15 protein-coding genes are annotated in these 22,141 nt (G+C 70.7%); 5 read left to right on the plus strand and 10 right to left on the minus strand.

Annotation, left to right across the window (positions count from 1 at the left end):
* Positions 1-263 precede the first annotated feature (263 nt).
* Together BKK81_RS18975 and BKK81_RS18980 are read left to right on the plus strand one after the other, a co-directional pair.
* Positions 264-2,435, plus strand: coding sequence for a PQQ-dependent dehydrogenase, methanol/ethanol family (locus BKK81_RS18975; protein WP_071016779.1), 2,172 nt, complete (start codon positions 264-266; stop codon positions 2,433-2,435).
* On the plus strand, positions 2,432-4,543 hold the full coding sequence (locus BKK81_RS18980) for a TonB-dependent receptor family protein (RefSeq protein ID WP_071016781.1): 2,112 nt from the start codon (positions 2,432-2,434) through the stop codon (positions 4,541-4,543). The genes BKK81_RS18975 and BKK81_RS18980 overlap by 4 nt, the downstream gene beginning before the upstream one ends.
* A 63-nt stretch (positions 4,544-4,606) precedes the next feature.
* On the opposite strand, the gene BKK81_RS18985 is transcribed toward BKK81_RS18980, so the two are convergent.
* A complete protein-coding gene (locus tag BKK81_RS18985; protein WP_071016783.1) occupies positions 4,607-5,542 on the minus strand; it encodes a DUF535 family protein in 936 nt (311 codons plus the stop codon).
* 526 nt (positions 5,543-6,068) lie between these two features.
* Between BKK81_RS18985 and BKK81_RS18990 the strand changes: the two genes are divergently transcribed.
* Positions 6,069-8,159 carry a hypothetical protein gene (locus tag BKK81_RS18990; protein ID WP_071016785.1) on the plus strand — a complete coding sequence of 697 codons (2,091 nt, stop codon included), beginning with the start codon at positions 6,069-6,071 and terminating at the stop codon, positions 8,157-8,159.
* A gap of 160 nt (positions 8,160-8,319) precedes the next feature.
* Here the strand turns inward: BKK81_RS18990 and BKK81_RS18995 are convergent, their stop codons facing one another.
* From BKK81_RS18995 to BKK81_RS19010, 3 genes are all read right to left on the minus strand, one after another.
* On the minus strand, positions 8,320-9,483 hold the full coding sequence (locus BKK81_RS18995) for an MFS transporter (RefSeq protein WP_071016787.1): 1,164 nt from the start codon (positions 9,481-9,483) through the stop codon (positions 8,320-8,322).
* Between the two features lie 294 nt (positions 9,484-9,777).
* Positions 9,778-10,983 (minus strand): formate-dependent phosphoribosylglycinamide formyltransferase, encoded by a 1,206-nt coding sequence (gene purT / locus BKK81_RS19005; RefSeq protein ID WP_071016791.1) that lies wholly within the window; start codon positions 10,981-10,983, stop codon positions 9,778-9,780.
* 200 nt (positions 10,984-11,183) lie between these two features.
* Positions 11,184-11,399 (minus strand): hypothetical protein, encoded by a 216-nt coding sequence (locus tag BKK81_RS19010; protein WP_071016793.1) that lies wholly within the window; start codon positions 11,397-11,399, stop codon positions 11,184-11,186.
* Between the two features lie 276 nt (positions 11,400-11,675).
* Between BKK81_RS19010 and BKK81_RS19015 the strand changes: the two genes are divergently transcribed.
* Positions 11,676-12,392, plus strand: a complete 717-nt coding sequence (locus tag BKK81_RS19015) for an SDR family oxidoreductase (protein WP_071016794.1) — start codon at positions 11,676-11,678, stop codon at positions 12,390-12,392.
* A gap of 247 nt (positions 12,393-12,639) precedes the next feature.
* Positions 12,640-13,065, plus strand: a complete 426-nt coding sequence (locus BKK81_RS19020; protein ID WP_071016796.1) for a universal stress protein — start codon at positions 12,640-12,642, stop codon at positions 13,063-13,065.
* Positions 13,066-13,114: 49 nt separating this feature from the next.
* On the opposite strand, the gene BKK81_RS19025 is transcribed toward BKK81_RS19020, so the two are convergent.
* From BKK81_RS19025 to BKK81_RS19050, 6 genes are all read right to left on the minus strand, one after another.
* Positions 13,115-15,082 (minus strand): APC family permease, encoded by a 1,968-nt coding sequence (locus BKK81_RS19025; RefSeq protein ID WP_071016798.1) that lies wholly within the window; start codon positions 15,080-15,082, stop codon positions 13,115-13,117.
* 189 nt (positions 15,083-15,271) lie between these two features.
* Positions 15,272-15,829 carry a DUF746 domain-containing protein gene (locus BKK81_RS19030; RefSeq protein WP_197524020.1) on the minus strand — a complete coding sequence of 186 codons (558 nt, stop codon included), beginning with the start codon at positions 15,827-15,829 and terminating at the stop codon, positions 15,272-15,274.
* Between the two features lie 94 nt (positions 15,830-15,923).
* Complete coding sequence (locus BKK81_RS19035) at positions 15,924-16,106, minus strand: hypothetical protein (protein ID WP_071016802.1); 183 nt, start codon at positions 16,104-16,106, stop codon at positions 15,924-15,926.
* A gap of 128 nt (positions 16,107-16,234) precedes the next feature.
* Positions 16,235-19,387: an efflux RND transporter permease subunit gene (locus BKK81_RS19040; RefSeq protein ID WP_083384254.1), complete on the minus strand. Its 3,153-nt coding sequence runs from the start codon at positions 19,385-19,387 to the stop codon at positions 16,235-16,237.
* Between the two features lies 1 nt (position 19,388).
* The gene (locus BKK81_RS19045) at positions 19,389-20,558 is read right to left on the minus strand and encodes an efflux RND transporter periplasmic adaptor subunit (RefSeq protein WP_071016803.1); all 1,170 of its coding nucleotides are present in this window, start codon (positions 20,556-20,558) and stop codon (positions 19,389-19,391) included.
* A 30-nt stretch (positions 20,559-20,588) separates the two neighbouring features.
* Positions 20,589-22,091 carry a TolC family protein gene (locus BKK81_RS19050; protein WP_231908169.1) on the minus strand — a complete coding sequence of 501 codons (1,503 nt, stop codon included), beginning with the start codon at positions 22,089-22,091 and terminating at the stop codon, positions 20,589-20,591.
* Between the last annotated feature and the right edge of the window lie 50 nt (positions 22,092-22,141).

Raw genomic sequence — 22,141 nt, forward strand, 5'->3', positions numbered from 1 at the left:
CTGCGCGGCGGCCGGCAGCTTTCCCCGGCGCTCCCCTCGCGGGAGCGCGGCAAACCCGCGGCACCGGGAGGACCGCGGTGCAGTGCCCCGCAGCCTGAGCAGTCCTGAGCAGTCCTGAGCAGTCCTGAGCAGTCCTGAGCAGTCCTGAGCAGTCGACCCGCGGCCGCTGCAGCCATGGCGGCGGCAGGCGCCGTGTCCGCAACGGGAACGGCGGCAAGAAGCAGCACGGCAACAAGAACAAAGACCGAACCCCAGGAGACATCATGACCCCAGCATCGCAGCCCGCCGCGCGGCGCCTCGCCCGCGTGGCCGCCATCGTCGCCCCGCTCGCCCTGGCCATCGCCGCGGCCCCGGCCGCCACGGCCCAGGACAAGGCGCCGGGCAAGGCCCAGGGCAGGACCCACGACAAGGCCGCGCGCATCCGCGCCGCCACCGGCGCCGTCGACGGCGCCTTCATCCAGGCCAATGCGGCCAAGACCGGCGACTGGCCCAGCTACGGCCTCGACTACGCGGAAAGCCGCTTCAGCAAGCTCAAGCAGATCGACAGCGGCAATGTGAAGCAGCTCGGCCTGGTGTGGTCCTACAACCTGGAGTCGACACGCGGGGTCGAAGCCACCCCGCTGGTGGTGGACGGCATCATGTATGTCACCGCCTCCTGGAGCGTGGTGCACGCCATCGACACACGCACCGGCCGCCGCCTGTGGAGCTTCGATCCCAAGGTGGACCGCTCGATCGGCTACCGCGGCTGCTGCGACGTGGTCAACCGCGGCGTGGCGATCTACCAGGGCAAGGTCTACGTAGGCGCCTACGACGGCCGCCTGGTCGCGCTGGACGCGGCCACCGGCCGCAAGCTGTGGGAGAAGGACACCATCATCGACCACAAGCACTCCTACACCATCACCGGCGCGCCGCGCGTGGTCAAGGGCAAGGTCATCATCGGCAACGGCGGCGCCGAGTACGGCGTGCGCGGCTACGTGACCGCCTACGACGCCGACACCGGCGAGCAGAAGTGGCGCTGGTTCACGGTGCCGGGCGACCCCGCCAAGCCGTTCGAGGACGAGGCGCTGGAACGCGCCGCCAAGACCTGGGACCCGGCCGGCAAGTGGTGGGAAGCCGGCGGCGGCGGCACGGTGTGGGACACCATGGCCTTCGATCCCGAACTGAACCTGCTCTACATCGGCACCGGCAACGGCTCGCCGTGGTCGCGCAGCCGGCGCAGCCCGGCCGGCGGCGACAACCTCTACCTGGCCTCCGTGGTCGCGCTCGACCCCGACACCGGCAAGTACGTGTGGCACTACCAGGAGACCCCGGGCGACAACTGGGACTACACCTCGACCCAGCCGATGATCCTGGCCGACCTGCAGCTCGACGGCCAGCCGCGCAAGGTCATCCTGCACGCGCCCAAGAACGGCTTCTTCTTCGTCATCGACCGCACCAACGGCAAGTTCATCTCGGCCAGGAACTTCGTCGACGTCAACTGGGCCAGCGGCTACGACAAGGACGGCCGCCCGATCGAGCTGCCGGCCGCGCGCGACGGCGCCAAGCCCTACGATGCCATCCCCGGGCCCTACGGCGCGCACAACTGGCACCCGATGTCGTTCAACCCGCAGACCGGGCTGGTCTACCTGCCGGCCCAGCACGTGCCCATCAACCTGATCGACGACAAGAACTGGACCTTCAACGGCAGCCAGCCCGGCCAGCCGCACGGCAACCTGGGCTGGAACACGGCCAAGTTCCTCAATGCCGAGCCGCCCAAGAGCCAGCCCTTCGGCCGCCTGATCGCCTGGGACCCGGTGCGCCAGAAGGCCGCCTGGACGCAGGACTACGTCTCGCCCTGGAACGGCGGCACGCTGACCACGGCCGGCAACCTGGTGTTCCAGGGCACCGCCGACGGGCGCTTCCTCGCCTACGACGCCACCAGCGGCGAGAAGCTGTGGGAGACGCCCACCGGCACCGGCGTGATCGCCGCGCCGGTGACCTACCTGGTCGACGGCAAGCAGTACGTGTCGATCGCGGTGGGCTGGGGCGGCGTCTACGGCGAGGCGCAGCGCGCCACCGAGCGCAAGGGCCCGGGCACGGTCTACACCTTCGCCGTGGGCGGCAAGGCGCCGCTGCCGGCCTTCGTCGCCTACCAGCAGGGCGCGCTGCTGTCGGGCGTGAAGTACGACCCGGCCAACGTGCAGGCGGGCACCATGCTGTACGTCAGCAACTGCGTGCTGTGCCACGGCGTGCCCGGCGTCGACCGCGGCGGCAACATTCCCAACCTCGGCTACATGCACACGGCCTACATCCAGAACCTGGACAAGTTCATCTTCAAGGGGCCGGCGATGTCGCGCGGCATGCCGGACTTCACCGGCAAGCTGAGCATGGATGACGTGGAGAAGATCAAGGCCTTCATCCAGGCGACGGCCGACGCCGTGCGACCCAAGCCGTGAGGAAGGCGGTACGCGCCGGCCGGCGTCGCCGCTGGCTGGCCGGCGCGCTGCTCGCCACGCCGGCCGCCATGCCCTTCGCCGCGGCCCCGGCCGCGGCCTGGGCCGACGAGGCCACCCTGTCGGACGTGGTGGTCAGCGCCAGCCGCGCCGAGCAGAAGCGCTTCGACGCGCCGGCCGCCATCGACGCGGTGACGCTCGACCCGCTCGCCTCGCCCACGCCGCTGGTCAACCTCTCCGAGGTGCTCGGCGGCGTGCCGGGCCTCAGCGCGCGCGAGCGGCAGAACTACGCGCAGGACCTGCAGCTCGCCGTGCGCGGCTTCGGCAGCCGCTCCACCTTCGGCGTGCGCGGCGTGCGCCTGCTGGTCGACGGCATCCCCGCCACCATGCCGGACGGACAGGGCCAGGCGGCCACCGCCGACCTGGCCAACGCCAGCCGCATCGAGGTGCTGCGCGGCCCCTTCGCCGCGCTGTACGGCAATGCCTCCGGCGGCGTGGTGCAGGTCTTCTCGCCCGATCCGCCCAAGGACAGCGCGACGGCGCGCGCCACCACCGGCATGGGATCGGACGGCCAGTGGATGGCCGGCGTCAGCGCCGCCGGCGGCACCGGCGCGCTCGGCGCCAGCGTCGATGCCTGGACCTTCACCACCGACGGCTACCGCGGGCACAGCGCGGCGCGCCGCCGCCAGCTCAACGCCAAGGTGGTGGCCGAGCCGGCCGCCGGCACGCGCGTGACGGCCCTGCTCAATGTGTTCAGCCAGCCGCTGGCGCAGGATCCGCTGGGGCTCACGCGCGCCCAGGCCGACGCCAACCCGCGCCAGGCCATCGCCCTGGCCGACCAGTTCAACACGCGCAAGCAGATCGAGCAGAACCAGGGCGGCGTGGTGGTCGAGCACCGGCTGGGCGCGCAGGACAGCCTGTCCTTCCGGCTCTACGGCGGCACCCGCCAGCTCACCCAGTACCTCGGCATGAGCGGCGCCGCGCCCAGCTCGGCCGGCGGCATCGTCGACATCGGCCGCAGCTACGGCGGCGGCGCACTGTCCTGGCAGCACGAGACGCGGCTGGCCGGGCTGCCGCTGCAATGGAGCGCCGGCCTGGAGGCCGACGGCATGCGCGACGCACGCACCGGCTACGTGAACCAGAACGGCACGCAGGGTGCGCTGCGGCGCGACGAGACCGACCGTGCCAGCAGCCTGGGCGCCTACGCCCAGTTCGACTGGACCGTGCACCCGTCCTGGCGCCTGGTCGGCGGCCTGCGCGCCAGCCAGGTCCGGCTCTCCATCGACGACCACTACATCACCGCCGCCAGCCCCGACGACAGCGGCAGCGCCACCTACCGCCGGGTCAATCCCGTGCTGGGCGTGGTGTGGCACGCGCTCGACTCGCTCAACCTCTACGCCAACCTCGGCCGCGGGCTGGAAACGCCGACGCTCACCGAGGTCGCCTACGGCCCCGGCGGCAGCGGCGCCAACCTGGGGCTGCAGCCATCCACCAGCCGCCAGGGCGAGCTCGGCCTCAAGTGGCAGCGCGGCACCCAGCGGCTCGAAGCGACGGTGTTCGACGCCGACAGCCATAGCGAGATCGTGCCGCTCTCCAGCGACAACGGCCGCACCACCTACCAGAACGTCGACGGAGTGCGGCGGCGCGGGCTGGAACTGGGCTGGAGCGGGCGCTTCGGCCCCGCCGACCGCTTCGGCGCGGCGCTCAGCTATACCTGGCTGGACGCCTTCTTCGGCCAGGCCTTCCGCAACGCCCAGGGCCTGCTGGTGGCGGCCGGCAACCGGCTGCCGGGCACGGCGCGCCAAAGCCTGGCCGCCGAGGCCAGCGTCGAGGCGCTGCCGGGGCTGGTGCTGGGCGCCGGCGTACGCGTGGAAAGCCGCGTCTTCGCCGACGACCTCAACACCCAGGCCGCGCCCGCCTACGCCACCTTCAACCTGCGTGCCGGCTATGCCTTCCGCGCCGCCGGCACGCGCTGGTACGCCTACGGGCGCCTCGACAACCTGGTCGACCGCCGCTACATCGGCTCGGTCATCGTCAACGAGAGCAATGGGCGCTACTTCGAGCCGGCGCCGGGGCGGCGCTTCTTCATCGGGCTGCGCGCGGAGATCTGAGCGCCGGCCCGGGCGGTCGGCGCAGGCCGAGGCCCAGGACCAGGCAGAGAACCAGGTGAGAAACTAGGCAAAGGCCAACGCGGGCGCGGTCGACGCGCCGGTGGCGGGGACGTCCGCCGCCACGCCGGCCGGCACCGCGAGCCAGGCGCGCACCGCCGCCTCGATCGCTTCGCCGCGCGCCTGCTTGCGCCGGTAGGCGGCACGCTTCTTCGACGGCACGGTGGCCAGATCACGGCGCGGCTGCGCCACCGGCACCGAGACATTGCCGCAGGGCAGTCCCTGCCCGCCGGCCTCGGTCCAGAAGCTCTCGTAGTCGGCCTGGATGGCGCGCGGCGTGCGGCGCTGGCGGCCGACATGGTTGCGGCGCGACACCGCCACCACGCGCTCGGCGCCGAGCGCGGCGCCCAGCGCCAGCAGCGCCTCCATCACGGCATCCTTGGGACGCAGCCCGTCGCAGGCGCGCGTCGCCTCGCGGATCGCGTCGCGGCTGTCGGGGCCGGCCGGCCCCTGCAGGCCGCCGACGAACAGCTCGATGCCGTGCTGGCCCTGCGCCAGGTAGAAGCTGAGCTGTGCCAGGCAGGTCCCGCGCGCGAGGTCCATCCAGTAGAAGGCCAGCTCGCCCTCCTTCGGATTGGGGCCGGAGTCGGCCAGGCGCAGCGCGTAGGGCACGTCGGGCAGCGCCCAGCGCAGGCCGCCGTCGAGGTAGATGCGCTCGCTGACGGCCGCCGGCAGCTTGTCGTGCATCAGGCGGTAGTGCTCCAGCAGCACGCGCGCGCGCTCGTCGAAGCCGAGCCCGAAGCGGGCCAGCGGGCGGAACGGCCGCTCCAGCAGCACCGGCCGCGCCGACGCCACGCGCCGCAGCAGGGCGCAGGATGCCGCCGCGCGCAGCCAGGACAGCACCGCCATGGCGCGGAAGGCGGCACGCCCGATCAGCTTGAGCCGCTTGAGCCACCAGCGGCGCACGCCGACCGGATGGCAGGCCGCCGAGACATTGGCCACGGTCCCCAGGTACCGACAATACAAAAGCGGGCCAGCCCAGGACGCCAGTCCCCTGGCGTGCGGCCCGCTGGCGAGCCATGACAGGCTCGACAAAGGTTCTTGCACGATTGAACGCTCCCCTGTTGCCACGGCGGGCGGTGCCGGTTTCCGGTCTGTTCGCCTGCCGCCTTGATGCGACACCTCAGATCCGGCGGCCTCCTCCCGGGCCGCCTGTCGCCGCGCCGCCACACCCCCGTTCAGCACCGGGATTTTTGTAACTGGCGCAGCACTTCTGTAATTGACTGTAACGCAATGAAATATATGGCGTTGACGGCGTGGACAAAAAATTACAAACCAACGCCCGGCCCCTGTTTCGCCCCCCCTCCCTTCTTCGGTAGGGGCCGGCCGCCGGATGCGCGTCGCTAAGATGTGCTCGCGGCGGCGCTGGTGCGTCACTCCATGTCTGCCGTACAACACAAAGGACGGGGTTGCGCCGATCCGGCGCAGGCTATCCGAGCCTGAACACAACAAGAACGAAGGGATCTCGATGAAAGCAAACAGGGAGAACCGGCCGCTGGCCGGCAAGGGCCTGCTTTGGCCCGCGCTGGCGGCTGCGGTCGCGGCATTGGTGGCCTGCGGTGGTGGTGATGGTGGCAGCAGCAGCAGCAGCGGCGGCAACGCGCAGCCCCAGGCGGCACTGCAAGGCACGGCGGCCACCGGTGCCTTCATGGGCGGCGCCAAGGTCACGGTCTATGACGCCGACGGCAAGCTGGTCGGCACCCAGGTCGCGGATGCCAACGGCGCTTACCGCTTCGACCTCGGCAGCTTCCGCGCGCCGTTCGCGGTGATCGCCCAGCTTGGTGGCACCACCCACGTCTCGGTGCTGCCGGCGAAGCCGTCGGGCAGCACCACTGCCACCGTCAACACGACACCGCTGACCACCGCCATCGCTGCCCTGCTGGCTGGCGGCGACCCGCTCGCCCTGGCCCGGCCCGAAGTACTCGGCAGCAAGGCGAACGCCGACCAGGTACAGCGCGCCGTGGCGCTGCTGCGCCAGGTCCTGCAGAACGTGGCCAAGGAAGCCGGCCTCGACCCGGCGCAGTTCGACCCGATCGCCACGCCGCTGACGCGCCAGGGTGAAGGGGCCGACGCCGTGCTGGACCTGGTCAAGGTGGCACTGACCGGCAACGGAGCGCGCCTGGTCAATATCGGCCTGCCCCTCGACGCCGACAGCAGCGCGGCTCAGGTCCTGCTGACGCAGGAATCGCTGGCCAAGCCGCCGGCCCCGCTGGCCAAGCCCGAGATCAAGACCAGGGCCGCCGACTTCGAAGCCATCCGCGCCGCGCTGCAAGCCTGCTTCGCCGGCAAGCCCGAGACCCGCCGGAGCGGCAGCACCGTGCTCGGCAGCTGCCAGGCGGCCTTCGCTGCCGACTACAAGAACAGCAGCTACAACCTGTCGGACGACCTCAGCGGCCTGTTCTCCCGCGACGACATGACCGGCGCCCGTTTCGGCACCCCGCAGATCGTCTTCCACGCGACCAATGCCGCCAGCCAGCCGACCGCCCTGCTGCGCCTGCCCTATGTGCGCAACGACAGCGAGAAGAGCACCGGCCACCTGACGCGCCTGGCCACCAACCGCGCCGCCGCCGGTGCCCCGGCCAAATGGGAGCTGACCGGCAACCAGCACGACTACGATGCCTCGGTGGCGCCGCGCATCACCCGCGTCACCGAGCTGAACCCGGCCGCCGGCGTGGTCTCCCGCTACGAGACCGGCCTGCGCGTGTTCTTCAACCCGAACCGGGGCCCCGCCGCCCAGGCCCAGGTCGTGCGCGTGAGCGGCCCCGGCCTGCCGGCCGCCGGCGTGGTGCTGGCGCGCTCGCGCGTGTGCGGCACCAATGGCTACCTGTCGGTGCAGAACACCCGCGGCAGCCTCACCTATGCGGCAGACGATCCGATCTCGCCGAACAAGACCATCCAGACCACCGCCCAGAACACCACCCACGTGGTGCTGGCGGCCAGCCCGCTGCGTGCCGGCGACACGCTCGACTGGAGCCGCCTGGCTACCAGCGCGTCCTACCCGGCCACACCGCTCAGCGACGCGCAGTTCGCCGCGCTGCCGGAATTCGGGCGCTACCGCTTCGAGGTCTGGAACCGCCCCATCGGCGGCGGCTACTACGACGGTGCGCTGGCGGCCGCGCCTGACGTGGTCTTCACCACCATGGCGGGCAGCGGCGTGGTACCGCCCGCGCGCCTGGCGCAGCTGTCGTGGAACGGCATCGCCGCGGCGAGCCTGGGCTTCGTCACCGCCGGCAGCGACAAGACCGGCTTCCAGCCCACCGTCGACGTGGCCTGGAGCAACGATGTCACCGACGAGCCGGTCGACCAGGCCTCCGCCTTCGGTGTCACACCCGCTTCGCCGCTGCCGCAGCGCATGTATGCGCAGGCAAACTACCTGCCGCGCAATGTGAAGACCATCACGCTGAAGCCGGACATGGTGGGCTCGTCCGCGGGCGAAAGCTGCATCGGCGCCGGCTTCGCCGCCTTCAACCAGGCCGGCGACCAGCGCAACCTGGAGATCCGCTCCAGCACCGCGGACGATATCTACAAGTACGTGCGCGTGGTCGGCACGGTGCGCTGAGGCACAGCGAAGCCGCATTCCGACGCGCGTCATGCGCGCGCCGCTACCGCCCCCGCGGCCCCCGCGGCGGGCGGCCGCAAGCGACAGGGCCGGCATTGCGCCGGCCCTTTTCTTTGTCCGGGGTTGCCGCGGCGCGCCCGCACTGGCGGCGGCTGTTCGCCTACCGCGCCGCGCGCCGCTCGGTGGCGAAATACGCCAGCGCCAGCAGCGGCAGCGCCAGCCCGAAGCGGCTCGCCAGGGTCCAGCCGCCGGTGGCGTAGGCCCAGGCACCGAGCGCCGAGCCGGCCGCGCCGCCGACGAAGAACAGAGCCATGAAGAGGCCGTTGAGGCGGCTGCGGTGCTCGGCGCTGAGCGCGAAGATGGCGCGCTGGCCGACCACCAGGTTGGCGGCCACGCCGAAGTCGAGCACGATGGCCGCCGCCGTCAGCACACCCAGCGCCAGCAGCGGGCCGCTCAGGCCGCTCGGGCTGATATCGCCGCAGGCAAAGGCGCCGGCGGCCAGCACCATGGCCAGCGCGGTCATCTGCCGGCTGCGCCCGCGGTCGGCCAGGCGGCCGCCGATCGGCGCGGCGATGGCGCCCGCCACCCCGGCCAGCGCGAACAGCGCGATGCCGCGCTGCGACAGGCCGAAGGCCGGGCTGGCCAGCCACAGCGGCACCGTGGTCCAGAACAGGCTGAAGGCACCGAACATGCAGGCCTGGTAGGCGGCGCGCCGGCGCAGCACGGGCTGCGTGGCCAGCAGGGTCGCCATCGAGCGCAGCAGGTCGCCGTAGCGCACCGTCGGCGACGGCTGGCGGCGCGGCAGCAGGCGCCGCAGCACCACCGCCAGCACGGCCATGCCGAACGCCGAGGCGGCGAAGATGGCGTGCCAGCCCCAGCGATCGGCCACCAGGCTGGCGACCGGGCGCGCCAGCATGATGCCCAGCATCAGCCCGCTCATCACGTTGCCGACCACGCGGCCGCGCGAGGCTGCCGGCGCCAGGTGGGCGGCGAAGGGCACCAGTACCTGCGCCGCCACCGAGCACAGGCCGATGGCGCCGGCGGCCACCAGGAAAGGCGCGGTATGGCTGGCGACGGCGGCCAGCGCCAGGGCCAGCGCGCTGGCGCCCAGCAGCGACACGATCAGCAGGCGGTTCTCGACGATGTCGCCCAGCGGCACGATCAGCAGCAGGCCCAGGCCGTAGCCGAGCTGAATCAGCGTGACGATCAGGCCGGCCGCCTGCGGCGTCAGGCCGAGCGCCTGGCCGATCGGCCCGATCAGGGGCTGGGCATAGTAGAGATTGGCGACCACCAGGCCGCAGGCGGCGGCCAGCAGCGGTGTCATCCAGGCGGCGCCGCCGACCGGCCCCGCGTGCGCACCGGCGGCGGCTGGGGTGGAAGACAAGGCGCTCTGGCAGGTCTGGCTGGCCTGGTTGGCCTGGCTGGTGTGGCAGGAGGAGGGGCTGGGCGAGGTCATGGCGGTCCGGCACGGGAGGGCGTCGCAGACAGCAGGCGCGTGCCCCGGCGGCATCCTTGTGGCAATGCAGCAAAGCACTGCATGATGCCTCAACTGCACCAAGCCTGCAGACGCGGGCGCGGCGCCCCGCCCCTCGTCAGGACCTCGTGATGCGGCGCTGCATCAGCCGGCCGCGCGCACCTTGACCTTGGCGGCCGCCTCCTTGGCGCGCTCGCGGGCGGTGTCGACGTCGGCGGCGTGCGCCAGGGCCACACCCATGCGCCGCTTGACGAAGCTCTCCGGCTTGCCGAACAGGCGCAGGTCGGTCTGCGGCACGCGCAGCGCTTCGTCGACGCCCTCGAAGACCACGGCCTTGGCGTCCACGCCACCGTAGATCACCGCGCTGGCGCCCGGGCTCTTGAGCGCGGTGCTGACCGGCAGGCCGAGGATGGCGCGCGCGTGCAGCTCGAACTCGTTCTGCCACTGCGTGATCATGGTCACCATGCCGGTGTCGTGCGGACGCGGGCTGACCTCGCTGAACCAGACCTGCTCACCCTTGACGAACAGCTCCACGCCGAAGATGCCCTGCCCGCCCAGGTCAGCGGTCACGGCGGCGGCGATCTGCTGCGCCTTCCGCAGCGCCGCCGGATGCATCGGGTGGGGCTGCCAGCTCTCGACGTAGTCGCCGCTGACCTGTACGTGGCCGATCGGCTCGCAGAACTGCGTCTCGACCTCACCGCCGGCGCCGCGCGCGCGCACCGTCAGCAGCGTGATCTCGTAGTCGAAGTCGATGAAGCCTTCGACAATGATGCGGCCGTGGCTGACGCGGCCGCCGGCCATGGCGTAGTCCCAGGCGGCGCGCACGCCGTCGGGGCCGTCGATCTTGCTCTGGCCCTTGCCCGAGCTGCTCATCACCGGCTTGACCACGCAGGGATAGCCGATGCCGCCGTCGATGGCGGCCTGCAGCTCTTCCAGCGAATCGCAGAAGCGGTAGGGGCTGGTGGGCAGGCCCAGGGTCTCGGCGGCGAGGCGGCGGATGCCCTCGCGATCCATGGTCAGGCGCGCGGCGCGCGCGGTCGGCACCACCCGCGCCACGCCGGCCGCTTCCAGCGCTTCCAGCGCGGGCGTGGCGATGGCCTCGATCTCCGGCACCACCAGGTCGGGCTTCTCCGCCTCGATCAGCGCCTTGAGCTGGTCGGCGTCGCTCATGGCGATGGTGCGCGCATGGTGGGCCACCTGCTGCCCCGGCGCGTCGGCATAGCGGTCGACCGCGATGGTCTCGACGCCGAGGCGCTGCAGGGCGATCAGCACTTCCTTGCCGAGTTCGCCCGAGCCGAGCAGCATCACTTTGGTCGCGCAGGGAGAGAGGGGGGTTCCGATGTGGCTCATATCAGGTCTGTCTGCTCAGTCAGGTCGCCCGGGCCGGAGGATCCGCGCCGGGTAAAAGCGCGATTGTAAATCCTGCGCCGCCCGGCGGCGGCGTGCGATGGCCTGTCCGCGCATGCGCTCGGGGCCCGATACCCGTTGCGGAAGCGGTGCCCGGAGTCCTGGCGCCCGGAGTCTTCGATCCGTTGCGCAAGCCGTTCCAACTAGAACCTGCAGGTCCGCCCGCCGAAGCTCCAGCGGTCCGGCAGGTCGGCCGAGGGCGCCTGCAGCAGCATGGCCTGGCCGCAGCGGCGGCAGCGGTAGGTGTAGACCTTCTGGCCCGCCTCGTCGCGCAGCACCGGGCCGGGCACGAGGTCGCGGTGCGGCGGGAAGTGCCCTGGCCGGCCCGCCTGTTCATGGCATCGCTCGCATGGTGGCATCTGCTGTCTCCTTGCCGGCCCCGCGTCCCTCGTGCCGCACGGCGGCCGCCGGCAGTGATATGCGGCACCGCAACATTGATTATAGAAAAACTCTGAGAACCCGCTTCAGACAATGGCATGTCGTGTGATGCATTGCGCAATTCCAAGACCCGGGTGCGCCGCATCCGGCATCTGTTCGCCGCGTCGGCCGCCAGCAGGGAGCGGACGACAGCGGTAGCATGCGCGGTGACCCACACTGCCCGCCGCCGGCGGGCCCGACACGGAGGAGAACACGGCATGAAGCAGGAAGCGGTACTGGTGACAGGCGCCTCGAAGGGCATCGGCCTGGCGATCGCGCAACGGCTGGCGGCAAGCGGCCGGCATGTGGTCGGGCTGGCGCGCGGCGCGGCGGAGGCGGATTTCCCGGGCACGCTGCTGCCCTGCGACTTGTCGCGCGTCGACGAGACCGACGCGGTGCTGGCACAGGTAAGCGCCCGCTTCGACATCGTGGGACTGGTCAACAACGTCGGCCTGGTGGCGCCGCAGCCGCTCGGCGGCATCGACCTGTCCGCGCTGCAGACGGTGTTCGACCTCAATGTGCGCGTCGCGGTGCAGGTCACGCAGGCCTTCGTCGAGGCGATGCGCCAGCGCGGCCATGGCCGCATCGTCAACATCTGCAGCCGCGCGATCCTCGGCGCGCGCGACCGCACCGCCTACTCGGCCGCCAAGAGCGCGCTGGTCGGCTGCACCCGCACCTGGGCGCTGGAACTGGCGCCGCACGGCATCACCGTCAACGCCGTCTCGCCCGGACCGGTCGAGACGGAACTGTTCCGCCGCTCGCGCCCGGTCGGCAGCGAGGCGGAACGGCGGGTGCTGGCCGGCATCCCGATGGGCCGCATGGGCCAGCCGGATGAAGTAGCGGCGGCGGTGTGCTTCCTGCTGTCTGCCGATGCCGGCTTCATCACCGGGCAGGTGCTCGGCGTCGACGGCGGCGGCGGCCTGGCAGGGCGCTGAGCGCTGAGCACCAGGCCAGCCCGACCGGCCCGTGGCGGTCCACCCCCGGTGCCGCCGGCAGCCGTCCCTGTCCGGTACCGCATGGCCCCGACCGCAAGGCCGCGCGCGCCACTCTTTACACAATCTTTGCACCGCCGGGGATTAGATAGAGGTGTGGCGGGACGGCACGCCAGCCCCCGCCCCCCTCAAGAGGCTAGAGGCTAGAGGAAAGAGGCAAGACAAGCGCAGGCAAACGGGAGAGAAAGCCATGCTCAAGGTACTGGTACCGGTCAACGGCTCGAAGCATGCCCTGGACGCCGTGCGGCACGCGGCCTTCATGTACCGGGACAAGTGCGTGTCCGATATCGTCCTGCTGAATGTGCAGGAGCCGCTGGAAGCGGGCCGCGCCGCGGCCTTCCACCGCCTCGACGCCCTGCGCCGGCTCGAGGCGCGCGATGGCGAGGCCGCCCTGCAGGAGGCCCGCCGCATCCTGGAAGACGCCGGCACCCCCTATGTCGCCCAGGTCAAGGTGGGCGACATCGCCCGCACCATCGCCGACACCGCCGCCGCCAACGATTGCGACGCCATCGTGATGGGCACCGCCGCGCGCTCGCCGATGGGCGCCCTCTTCGCCGGCCACCTCTCCAACCGGCTGCTGCGCCTGTCGCGCGTGCCGGTGACACTGGTCAGGTAGGCCGGGCGGCTGCGCGCCCCGCCCGCCGCGCCGCGCGCCATCGCCCCTCTCACTGCACGTTCATCGGCAGCAGCACCATCTGCTTGCCCTGCAGGTGCAGCCGCTCCTGCAGTTCCACCGGGGTCTGGTTGTGCAGCCAGGCGGTGAGGAAGTTCACGCGGCGGAAGATCAGCTTGCTGGCGAAGCAGACGCTGTTGGGGTACTGGGCGGTCACGGCGTCGACCAGGCCGATGAACTCGCGCACCGGATTGGTCCCGTAGGCCGCGCGCGCTTCCGCCGCGAGCCCGTGGCGCTGGCTGCAGGCCACGTAGTAGCGCAGCGATTCTCCCACGGCCTGCTGCAGCCGCTGCAGCGTCTCCTGGCCTTCATAGCTCTGCGCGTCGACCTCGCCCACGGCCAGGAAGACCACGTTCTTGAAGTGCCCGGGGAACAGGCGCTGCACCCATAGCAGCGCATGCATGCTGGCGCCCCGGTGCTTGCCCACCAGCAGCACCGCGGTCGGCGCGGCCGGGTCCAGCGGCCGCACGCGCTCGGCATCGACCAGCGGCGCGCTGCCGGCGAAGAGCGCATCGGCGCGCGCCAGCTCGGCGCGGGTGGTGGTGTAGTGGCGCTTCACGCCCAGGCACAGCGCGATCACCAGCCCGGTCACCAGCACCGTCAGCCAGCCGCCGGCGCCGAACTTCTCCACCAGCGTGATGACCAGCACCGAGGCGGTCACCGAAAAGCCCAGCAGCGACAGCGCGAAGCGCACCAGCCAGCGCGGCTGCGTGCGATGGCGCCACCAGTACACGCACAGGCCGAACAGCGACATGCTGAAGGTCAGGAAGACGTTGATGCTGTAGAGCACCACCAGCACCGACACCTCGCCGCGCGTCCACAGCAGGATCAGCAGGCTGGCGACGCCCATCACCACTACGCCGTTCTGGCGCACCAGGCGCGCGGACAGGTCGCGGAAATGGCGCGGCACCCAGTAATCGCCCGCCATATTGGAAAGCACCGCGGGCCCGTCGAGGAAGCCGGTCTGCGCGCCCACCAGCAGCAGCCCCGCCTCCGAAGCCAGCACCAGCGCCAGCAGGCCGTGCGCGAGCGCGTCCGAGCCCAGCCCGAGATTGCCGATCACGCTGCGGAAGACCACCGCGTTGAGGGTCTGCCCTTCCTGCGGCGCGGCATGCCACAGCATGTACAGCAGGATGATGCCGCCGGCGGTGAAGGCCAGCGAGCTGGCCATGTAGAACATGGTCCATTTGCCGTTGGCCACGCGCGGCTCGGCCAGCATGTTGACATTGTTCGAGACCGCTTCCAGGCCGGTATAGGTGCCGCCCCCGAGCGAGAAGGCGCGCATCAGCAGCGCCGCCACCACCATGGTGCCCATGGTCTGCGACAGGTGCGAGGCCTCGCCCACCGCATCCGGCACCACGGCGGCCAGGCGCTGCCCGTGCGCGGCGACGCCGTAGACGATCAGGCCCAGGTGCAGCACGACGAAGGCGAGGAAGATCGGCATCAGGACCAGGATCGATTCCTTCATGCCGCGGAAGTTCAGGCCGGTCATCAGCACCACGATCAGCAGCTCGGTGGCCAGCTTGAAACCCTGCGCCCCGACCGGCAGCAGGCTGAAGAAGGCGTCGACGCCGCTGGCCAGCGAGGTGCTGACCGTCAGCACGTAGTCGACCAGCAGGGCCGCGCCCGAGACCAGGCCGGGCACCGGCCCCAGCAGCGCGGTCGAGACCCGGTAACCACCCCCGCCGCTGGGGAACAGTTCGATGACCTGGTTGTAGCCGACGGCGATGATGAAGACCGTGGTGGCGGTGGCCACCGCCAGGAACAGCGCCAGCGGCGTATGCGCGCCCAGCGCCAGGAAGGCTTCCTCGGGACCGTAGCAGGAAGAGGACAGGCCGTCGGCACCGAGTCCCACCCACGCCAGCAGCGGCACCACGGCGATCGCGTGCCGCGTGCCCGGGGCGAGCGGATCGAGCGGCTGGCCGGCCAGGAGGTTCCACCACTTCGATTGGCGCGCCATGGTCTCCTCCCGTCCCCGTCTGCCGCGCGGCAGATGCCGGCGCGCGGGATGCCGGGCCGCAGGCACGTCCACGCCGAAGGCCGGGGACGTGGCCCGGATGCAACCAATCTAGGCGAGGGACAGGCGGCACGCAACGCCGCCGCGTGCGCCAGGCAGACCTGGCACGCCAGGTGTCAGGCGCAAGACAACTCAGGCATGCTTCGCCTGTTCGCACAGGGGACAGATGCGCTGCAGCCCCCCGTCCTGCAAGGCGCCGGCAGTCTCCGCGGCCGGCGGCTCGCAGCGGCAGCCGGCCACGGCCGGGACCGTGGCCGGCACAAAGCGGTAGTGCACGCCCAGTTGCACGCGCCGCTCCCAGGTGCCTGAGGGGTCGAGTTCCAGCAGCCAGAGCCGCGTCTGCAGCGACCAGTGCAGCACGGTCTCGCTGCTCACGCCGAGCTGGCGGGCAGCGTCGGCGACCGACCAGTGGTGCGAGGCGATTCCGAAGAAGGCGCGCAGCTTGTCCTGCGGACGCAGCCGCGCCATCGGCGTGCCGGTCAGCCGGTTGAAGCGGCGCCGGCAGGCGTGGCACAGGAACTGCGGCAAGCCCGAGCTGTCGTGGCCGCACGGGCTCGCGCCCTGCGTGCCGCAGCGCGGGCAGGACGGCGGCTGCCGGCTGTCCGAGCGCAGGCGGCGCCAGGCCGCCTCGAGAAAGCCGGCCAGCGCCTGGTCGGCCGCCTCGTCGGCGACGCTGGGGCGCCAGTGCATCAGCGCCGTGGCGCCGTCATCCGCCGCCGTCCTGCCCGTGCCGCGCTCTTTGCTGCGTGCTCCGCCGCGTGCTCCGCCGCGTGCTCCGCTACGCTCAGCGGCGCGCATTGCCCGGCAGCACGGAGTTCCGGTTATCCGATTTGGCCGGCTTGGCCGGCTTCTGCGCACCGCCGCCGGCGGACCTGGCCGAGGCCCCCGCCAGCGCCGGGGCCAACGCGAGACAGCAGGCCATCATGGCCACGGCCAGGCGTCCCGGCGTCGTCTTGGTTCCGTTCATCTTCCTTCTCCCTGCGGGCCCGCGCGCCGGGTGGGGCGCGCGGGCAAGATCGTCAAGCCGATGGTGGCCCCGGCGGAGCGGCTGCACAAGTGCCGGCAGGTGCCGGCAAGCCTCCGGCACCGCCGCCATCAGGCGCTCGCGGCCCCCGCCAGCGCGCCGGGCTCGGCGCCAGCATAGTCGCCACCATGATTGCCGTTGTTGCCGCCGTTGCCCCCACCGTTGCCACCACCATTGCGGCGGCGGTTGACCCAGGCGAACACCACCGGCAGCACCAGCAGCGTCAGCAGCGTGGTGGTCACCATGCCGCCCACGATCACCAGCGCCAGCGGCCGCTGCGCCTCCGAGCCGATGCCGTGCGACAGCGCCGCCGGCAGCAGGCCCAGGCCGGCCAGCATGGCCGTCATCACCACCGGGCGCAGCCGCAGCGAGGCGCCCTCCACCACCGCTTCATGCAAGTCGTCCGCGCCGGACTGCGACAGGCGGTTGATGTAGGAGATCAGGATCACCCCGTCCTGGATGGCGATGCCGAACAGCGACAGGAAGCCGATGCCCGCGGAGATGCTCAGCGTCTCGCCGGCGATATGCAGCGACAGCAGGCCGCCGATGGCCGCGAACGGCACGTTCAGCACCACCATCAGCGCGTCCTTGAAGTTGCCGAAGGTGCTGTACAGCAGCAGGAAGATCACCAGGATGGTCACCGGCACGATCACCGCCAGCTTGCCCTGGGCGATCTTCATCTGGTTGAACTGGCCGTCCCAGAAGATGGTGTAGCCGGCCGGCAGCGCCACGGCGCGCTTGACCTCGGCCTGCGCTTCGGCCACCGCGCTGCCGAGATCGCGCTCGCGCACGCTGAACTTGATGGCGATATAGCGCTTGCCGGATTCGCGGTAGATGAAGAAGGGACCGTCGGTGGCCTCCACCTTGGCCACCATCGACAGCGGGATGCGCTGCCCGTCGGGCGTGTCCACCAGCAGGCGGTTGATCACGTCCGGGCTGCTGCGCGCGCTGTCGTTCAGGCGCACGGTCAGGCCGAAGGTCTTCTCGCCGTCGAGGATCTGCGTGACCGGGTCGCCGCCGATGGCGTACTGCACCACGGTCTGCAGGTCGTCGACGCTGAGGCCGAAGCGCGCCATCTTCTCGCGGTCCACCGAGATGTTCAGCGTGGGCTGGCCCAGTTCCTTGAAGATGCCCACATCGGCCAGGCCCGGCACCTTCTTCAGCACCGCCTCCACCTCCTTGGCCTTGTCCTGCAGGGCAAGCAGGTCGGAGCCGAAGATCTTGACCGAGTTCTCGCCCTTGACCCCGGACAGCGCCTCGTTGACGTTGTCCTGGATGTACTGCGAGAAGTTGTACTCGATGCCCGGCACGCGGTCCAGCCGCGCGCTCAGGCGCTCCACCACCTGCTGCTTGGTCGTGCCCTTGGGCCAGGCGTCGCGCGGCTTGAAGTAGAGCGCGTATTCCTGGTTGTAGACACCGCCCGAATCGGTACCGTCATCGGGACGGCCGATCTGCACCGCCACGGTGGCGACTTCGGGCTGCTCGCGGAAATAGGCGCGCAGCTCCTTGGCGACGCCGGCCGAGTAGTCGAGGTCGGTGGTCACCGGCAGCGTCACGCGCAGCCACAGGTTGTTCTCTTCCAGCGTGGGCAGGAACTCGGTGCCCAGGTAGCGCGAGCTGTACAGGGTGGCGCCCAGGCCGAGCGCGGCGGCCAGGAAGACCATGCCGGGGCGCTTGAGCAGGGCGCGCAGCAGCGGCTTGTAGCCGTTGAGGATGATCTCGATGAAGCGCGGCGAGTGCGGCCGCAGCGAACCGCTGAAGACGAAGGAGGTCACCGCCGGCACGAAGGTCAGCGCCAGCACGATCGAGGCCAGCAGCGCGAAGCCCATGGTGAAGGCCATCGGCTTGAAGATGATGCCCTCCACCCCGCCCATGAAGAACAGTGGCGAGTAGGCCACGATGATGATGCCGGTGGAGAAGATCATGGCCCGCTGCACTTCGCCGGTGGCCTTGACGATGGCGTCCTGCGGCTTGGCCTTGCCCTCCTCCAGGTGGCGCATGATGTTTTCCATCACGATCACCGCCGCGTCCACGATCAGGCCGAAGTCGATGGCGCCCAGCGAGATCAGGTTGGCCGGCACCTTGAAGTGATCCATGTTGATGAAGGACACGCACAGCGCCAGCGGAATCACCGCCGCCACCACCGCGGCCGCGCGGAAGCTGCCGAGGAAGATGAACAGCACCACCAGCACCAGCGAGATGCCGACGAACAGCGCATGCTCCACCGTGCCCATGGTGAGGTCGAGCAGGTTCTGCCGGTCGTAGAAGGTCTTGACCTTGACGTCGGGCGGCAGCACGTTGCGGTTGATCTCGTCGATCTTGTCGCGCACGCGCGCCAGCACCTCGGTGGCATTCTCGCCGCGCTTCATCAGCACGATGCCCTGCACGATGTCGTCATGCTGGTCGAACTGCACCATGCCCAGGCGCTGCGCATGGCCCTCGCGCACCTCGGCGATGTCGCGCACGCGCACCGGCACGCCGTTGGTCGCCGCCACGGTGACGTTGCGGATATCGTCCAGCGTCTGCAGCAGGCCCACGCCGCGCACCACGAACTGCTGCTCGCCGGCCTTCATCAGCCCGCCGCCGGTGTTGGCGTTGGCATTGGTCACCGCGTCGATGACCTGCTTGAGCGTGAGGCCGTAGGCCTGCATCTTCTCCGGCGTCGGCACGATCTGGTACTGCTTGACCATGCCGCCGAAGGCCGTGATGTCGGCCACGCCGGGAACGTGCTTGATCTCCTTGTAGACGCTGTAGTCCTGCAGCGTCTTCAGCGTGGTGACGTCCACGCCGTTGCCTTCGATGCGGTAGCGCAGGATCTCGCCGGTGGCGTCGCCGTCCGGAGAGAGATCCGACTGCACGCCCTGCGGCAGGTTGGCCTGCGACAGGTAGGTGACGAAGTTCTGGCGCGCCTTGAAGCTGTCGACGCCCTCCTTGAACTTCACCGTCACCACCGACAGCCCGAACAGCGACACCGAGCGGAAGGACTGCACGTCCGGCACGCTGGCCAGCGCGTTCTCCACCGGGATGGTGATCTGCTGCTCCACCTCCACCGTGCTGCGGCCCGGCCATTGCGTGATGGCCTGCACCGTCACCGGCGCCACGCCGGGATAGGCCTGCAGCGGCAGGCGCAGGAAACTCAGGACCCCGGCCACCAGCAAGGCGACGGCCAGGAAGACGATCATCAGGCGCCGCTTGATGATGGCTTGAATCGGCGAGAAGGCCATCTCAGGACTCCTGCTTGAGCAGCATCTCGTTGAGCAGCATGCCCCCTTGCGTGAACACCTTGAGCGGCTGCGCCAGCGGCACGCCGTCGGTCACGGCGAACATGCCGTCACCCTGCGGCATGCCCTGCACCACCTGCCGGCGCACGTGCTGCGCGTCCGGCTGCGTCAGCAGCACCAGCTTGCCCTGGTCCTTGACGATGGCCGACTGCGGCACCACCAGCGCCTGCCGGCTGCCGGTCACGATGCGCGCGGTGGCGTACATCTCCGGCTTGAGCAGCCCGTCCGGGTTGGGCACGTCGCAGCGCACCTGCAGCGTATGCGTGTCGGCATCGACGTTCGGCGCGATGAAGCTCACCCGGCCGGTGTAGCGCCGCCCCGGGTAGGCCGCCGTCTCGATCTCGATGGCCTGGCCCAGCTTGACGTTGCGGATATCGTGCTCGTACAGGTTGCCGGTGAACCAGACCGAGCTGGTGTCGATCACGCTCATCAGCGCGTCGCCCACGTTCAGGTAGGAACCCTGGTCCATCTCACGCTTGACGATGGTGCCGCTGATCGGCGCCCGGATCGTCAGCGTCTCGCTGACCGTGCCGCGCTCGCGGATGCGCGCGATGTCCTCGCTGCTCGCGCCCAGCACGCGCAGCTTGTTCTCGGCCGACTGCATGGTCTGGCGCGCATCGTCCAGCAGCTCCTTCAGGTCGCTGCTCGACAAGGTGTGGTAGGCATTGTGCGACAGCAGGAACTCGTTCTGCGCCGCGATGTAGTCGGGCGAGTACAGCTCGGCCAGCGGCTGGCCGGCGCGCACCTTGGCGCCCTCGTACACCAGGATGCGTTCCACCCGGCCCGCCACCCGCGCCGAGGCCAGCTTGGCCTGCTGCACGTTGTAGGCCAGCCGGCCCGGCGTCGGCATGTCCACCCGCACCGGCTGCGCGCTGAAGGTCGCGCTCTGCACGATCTTCGGGTCGAAGCCGCCTTCGGGCAGCGCCAGCGTGGTGGGGATGGCGCGCGCGCGCGGCTGCGCGGCCTGTCCGGCCGCCGCGTCGGCCAGCGCCGTCGGCTTGCCGGCAGCGCCCGGCACCTGTCCGGCATTGCGCTGCGCCCAGAAATTGCCGCCCACGGCGCCGCATGCCAGCGCCACCACCAGGCCGGCGCCCATCATCAGGTTCTTGTTCATCCGCTCAGATCCCGCTAATCCTGCATTCCATCAAAGAGATTCCCGGCCCACCGCCGCCGCCAGCGTGTAGTACGCCTGGCGCGCGTCCGCCTCCGCCTGCGCCACCGCCAGCTCCGCGTTCTTCAAGGCGGTGCTGGCCGTCAGCAGGTCGGTGAAAGCGGCGTTGTTGTTGGCGTAGTTGGTGAAGGCCATCTTGTAGGCGGCCATCGCCTCGGGAAGCTGCCGGCGGCGCAGGAACTCCATCTGGTTGACGGCCTGGCGCAGGGTGTTGTGCGCGGTGTTCACGCCCAGCAGGGTCTGCTGGCGCACGGATTGTTCGTTGGCGTCGGAGGCCACCTTGTTGGCCACCGCCTCATCCACCCCGTAGCGTTCCTTGGTGAAGAAGAACAGGGGAATGATGATGTCGAATTCGATGCCGTAGCTGGCCGGCCGGAAGCCCAGCGGCGGATTGTTGCCGTTGAAGGTGCCGATCACCTGGAAGTCCGGCAGGTAGGCCTTGCGCGCCAGCCGCACGCCCTTCTCGGCGGCCTCCACCAGGTAGCGCGAGGCGCGCACGCCCGGGTGCTCGCGCAGCGCCATCTCCTCCAGCTCCGGCAGCGGCGCGGCCGGCAGCCGCGTCGCGCTGCTGTCCTGGCGCAGTTCCAGCGGGAAGGCCGGCGCCTTGCCGATCAGCGTGTTGATCGACTTCAGGCCGTTCTCGTACTGCCGCTCCAGCGTGAAGGCATCGTTCTGCGCGCTGCTCTGCGCCACCTGCGCGTTCAGGTAGTCGACATAGCCGGCCGCATTGTTGGCGTAGCGGATGCGCGCCACCTGCTTGACCTGTTCGAGCCGCTTCAGGTTGAGCCGCAGCACCTCGAGCTGGGCCTTCTGCGACAGCGACTGGAAGTAGGTGGTGCTGAGCTGGGCGTAGAGCTCGAGGAACAGCGCGTCGCGCTGCGCGTCCAGCGACTCGGCCTGGGTGTCGGCGATCTCCGCCGCCAGCGCCTTCTTGCCGGGGAAGGGGAAGGACTGCGTCAGCGTGTAGCTGAACTGCTCGGCGCGGGCAAAGGCCAGCGGGCTGTTCTTGGGCAGGTTGTTCCAGATGAAGCCGACCTGCGGGTTGTTGGGCGCGGCGATCTGCGGCACCTGGGCCTTGGCGGCCTGGTACAGCGCGCGTGCCTGGATCAGCTGCGGGTTGTTGGCGCGCAGTTCCTGCGTCAGTTCCCACAGCGAGAAGCCGGGGCCGATCACGCCCGCGGCTGCATCCTGCACGGCAGCCTCGGCGGGGCGCCCGGCCGCGCGCGCTGCGGCGCCGTCGGCCGCTGCCGCCGCAGTCGTCGTCGCCGCCTTGGGCGCGGCCGGTGCGGCAATGCGGTCCCAGCCGGACAGCGGGCCCGCTCCAGCGCGGCTCGCCGGCGCGCTCCGGCCGCCGCGCATCACGGCGGCAGGATCGGTATCGTCTTTCAGTTCGATGGCAAAGGCCGGCTGGCCGAGCTGCGCCAGCAAAGCCAGTACCCCCGTCGCCAGGCCGGCGGGCGTCATCTGCTTCAACACGCGTTCTTCCCTTCTTTTCTCTTTTGTGCTGCATTTATCGCAAGTACAGC

The organism is Cupriavidus sp. USMAHM13, from assembly GCF_001854285.1.
In the GTDB taxonomy this organism is placed as follows: domain Bacteria; phylum Pseudomonadota; class Gammaproteobacteria; order Burkholderiales; family Burkholderiaceae; genus Cupriavidus; species Cupriavidus malaysiensis.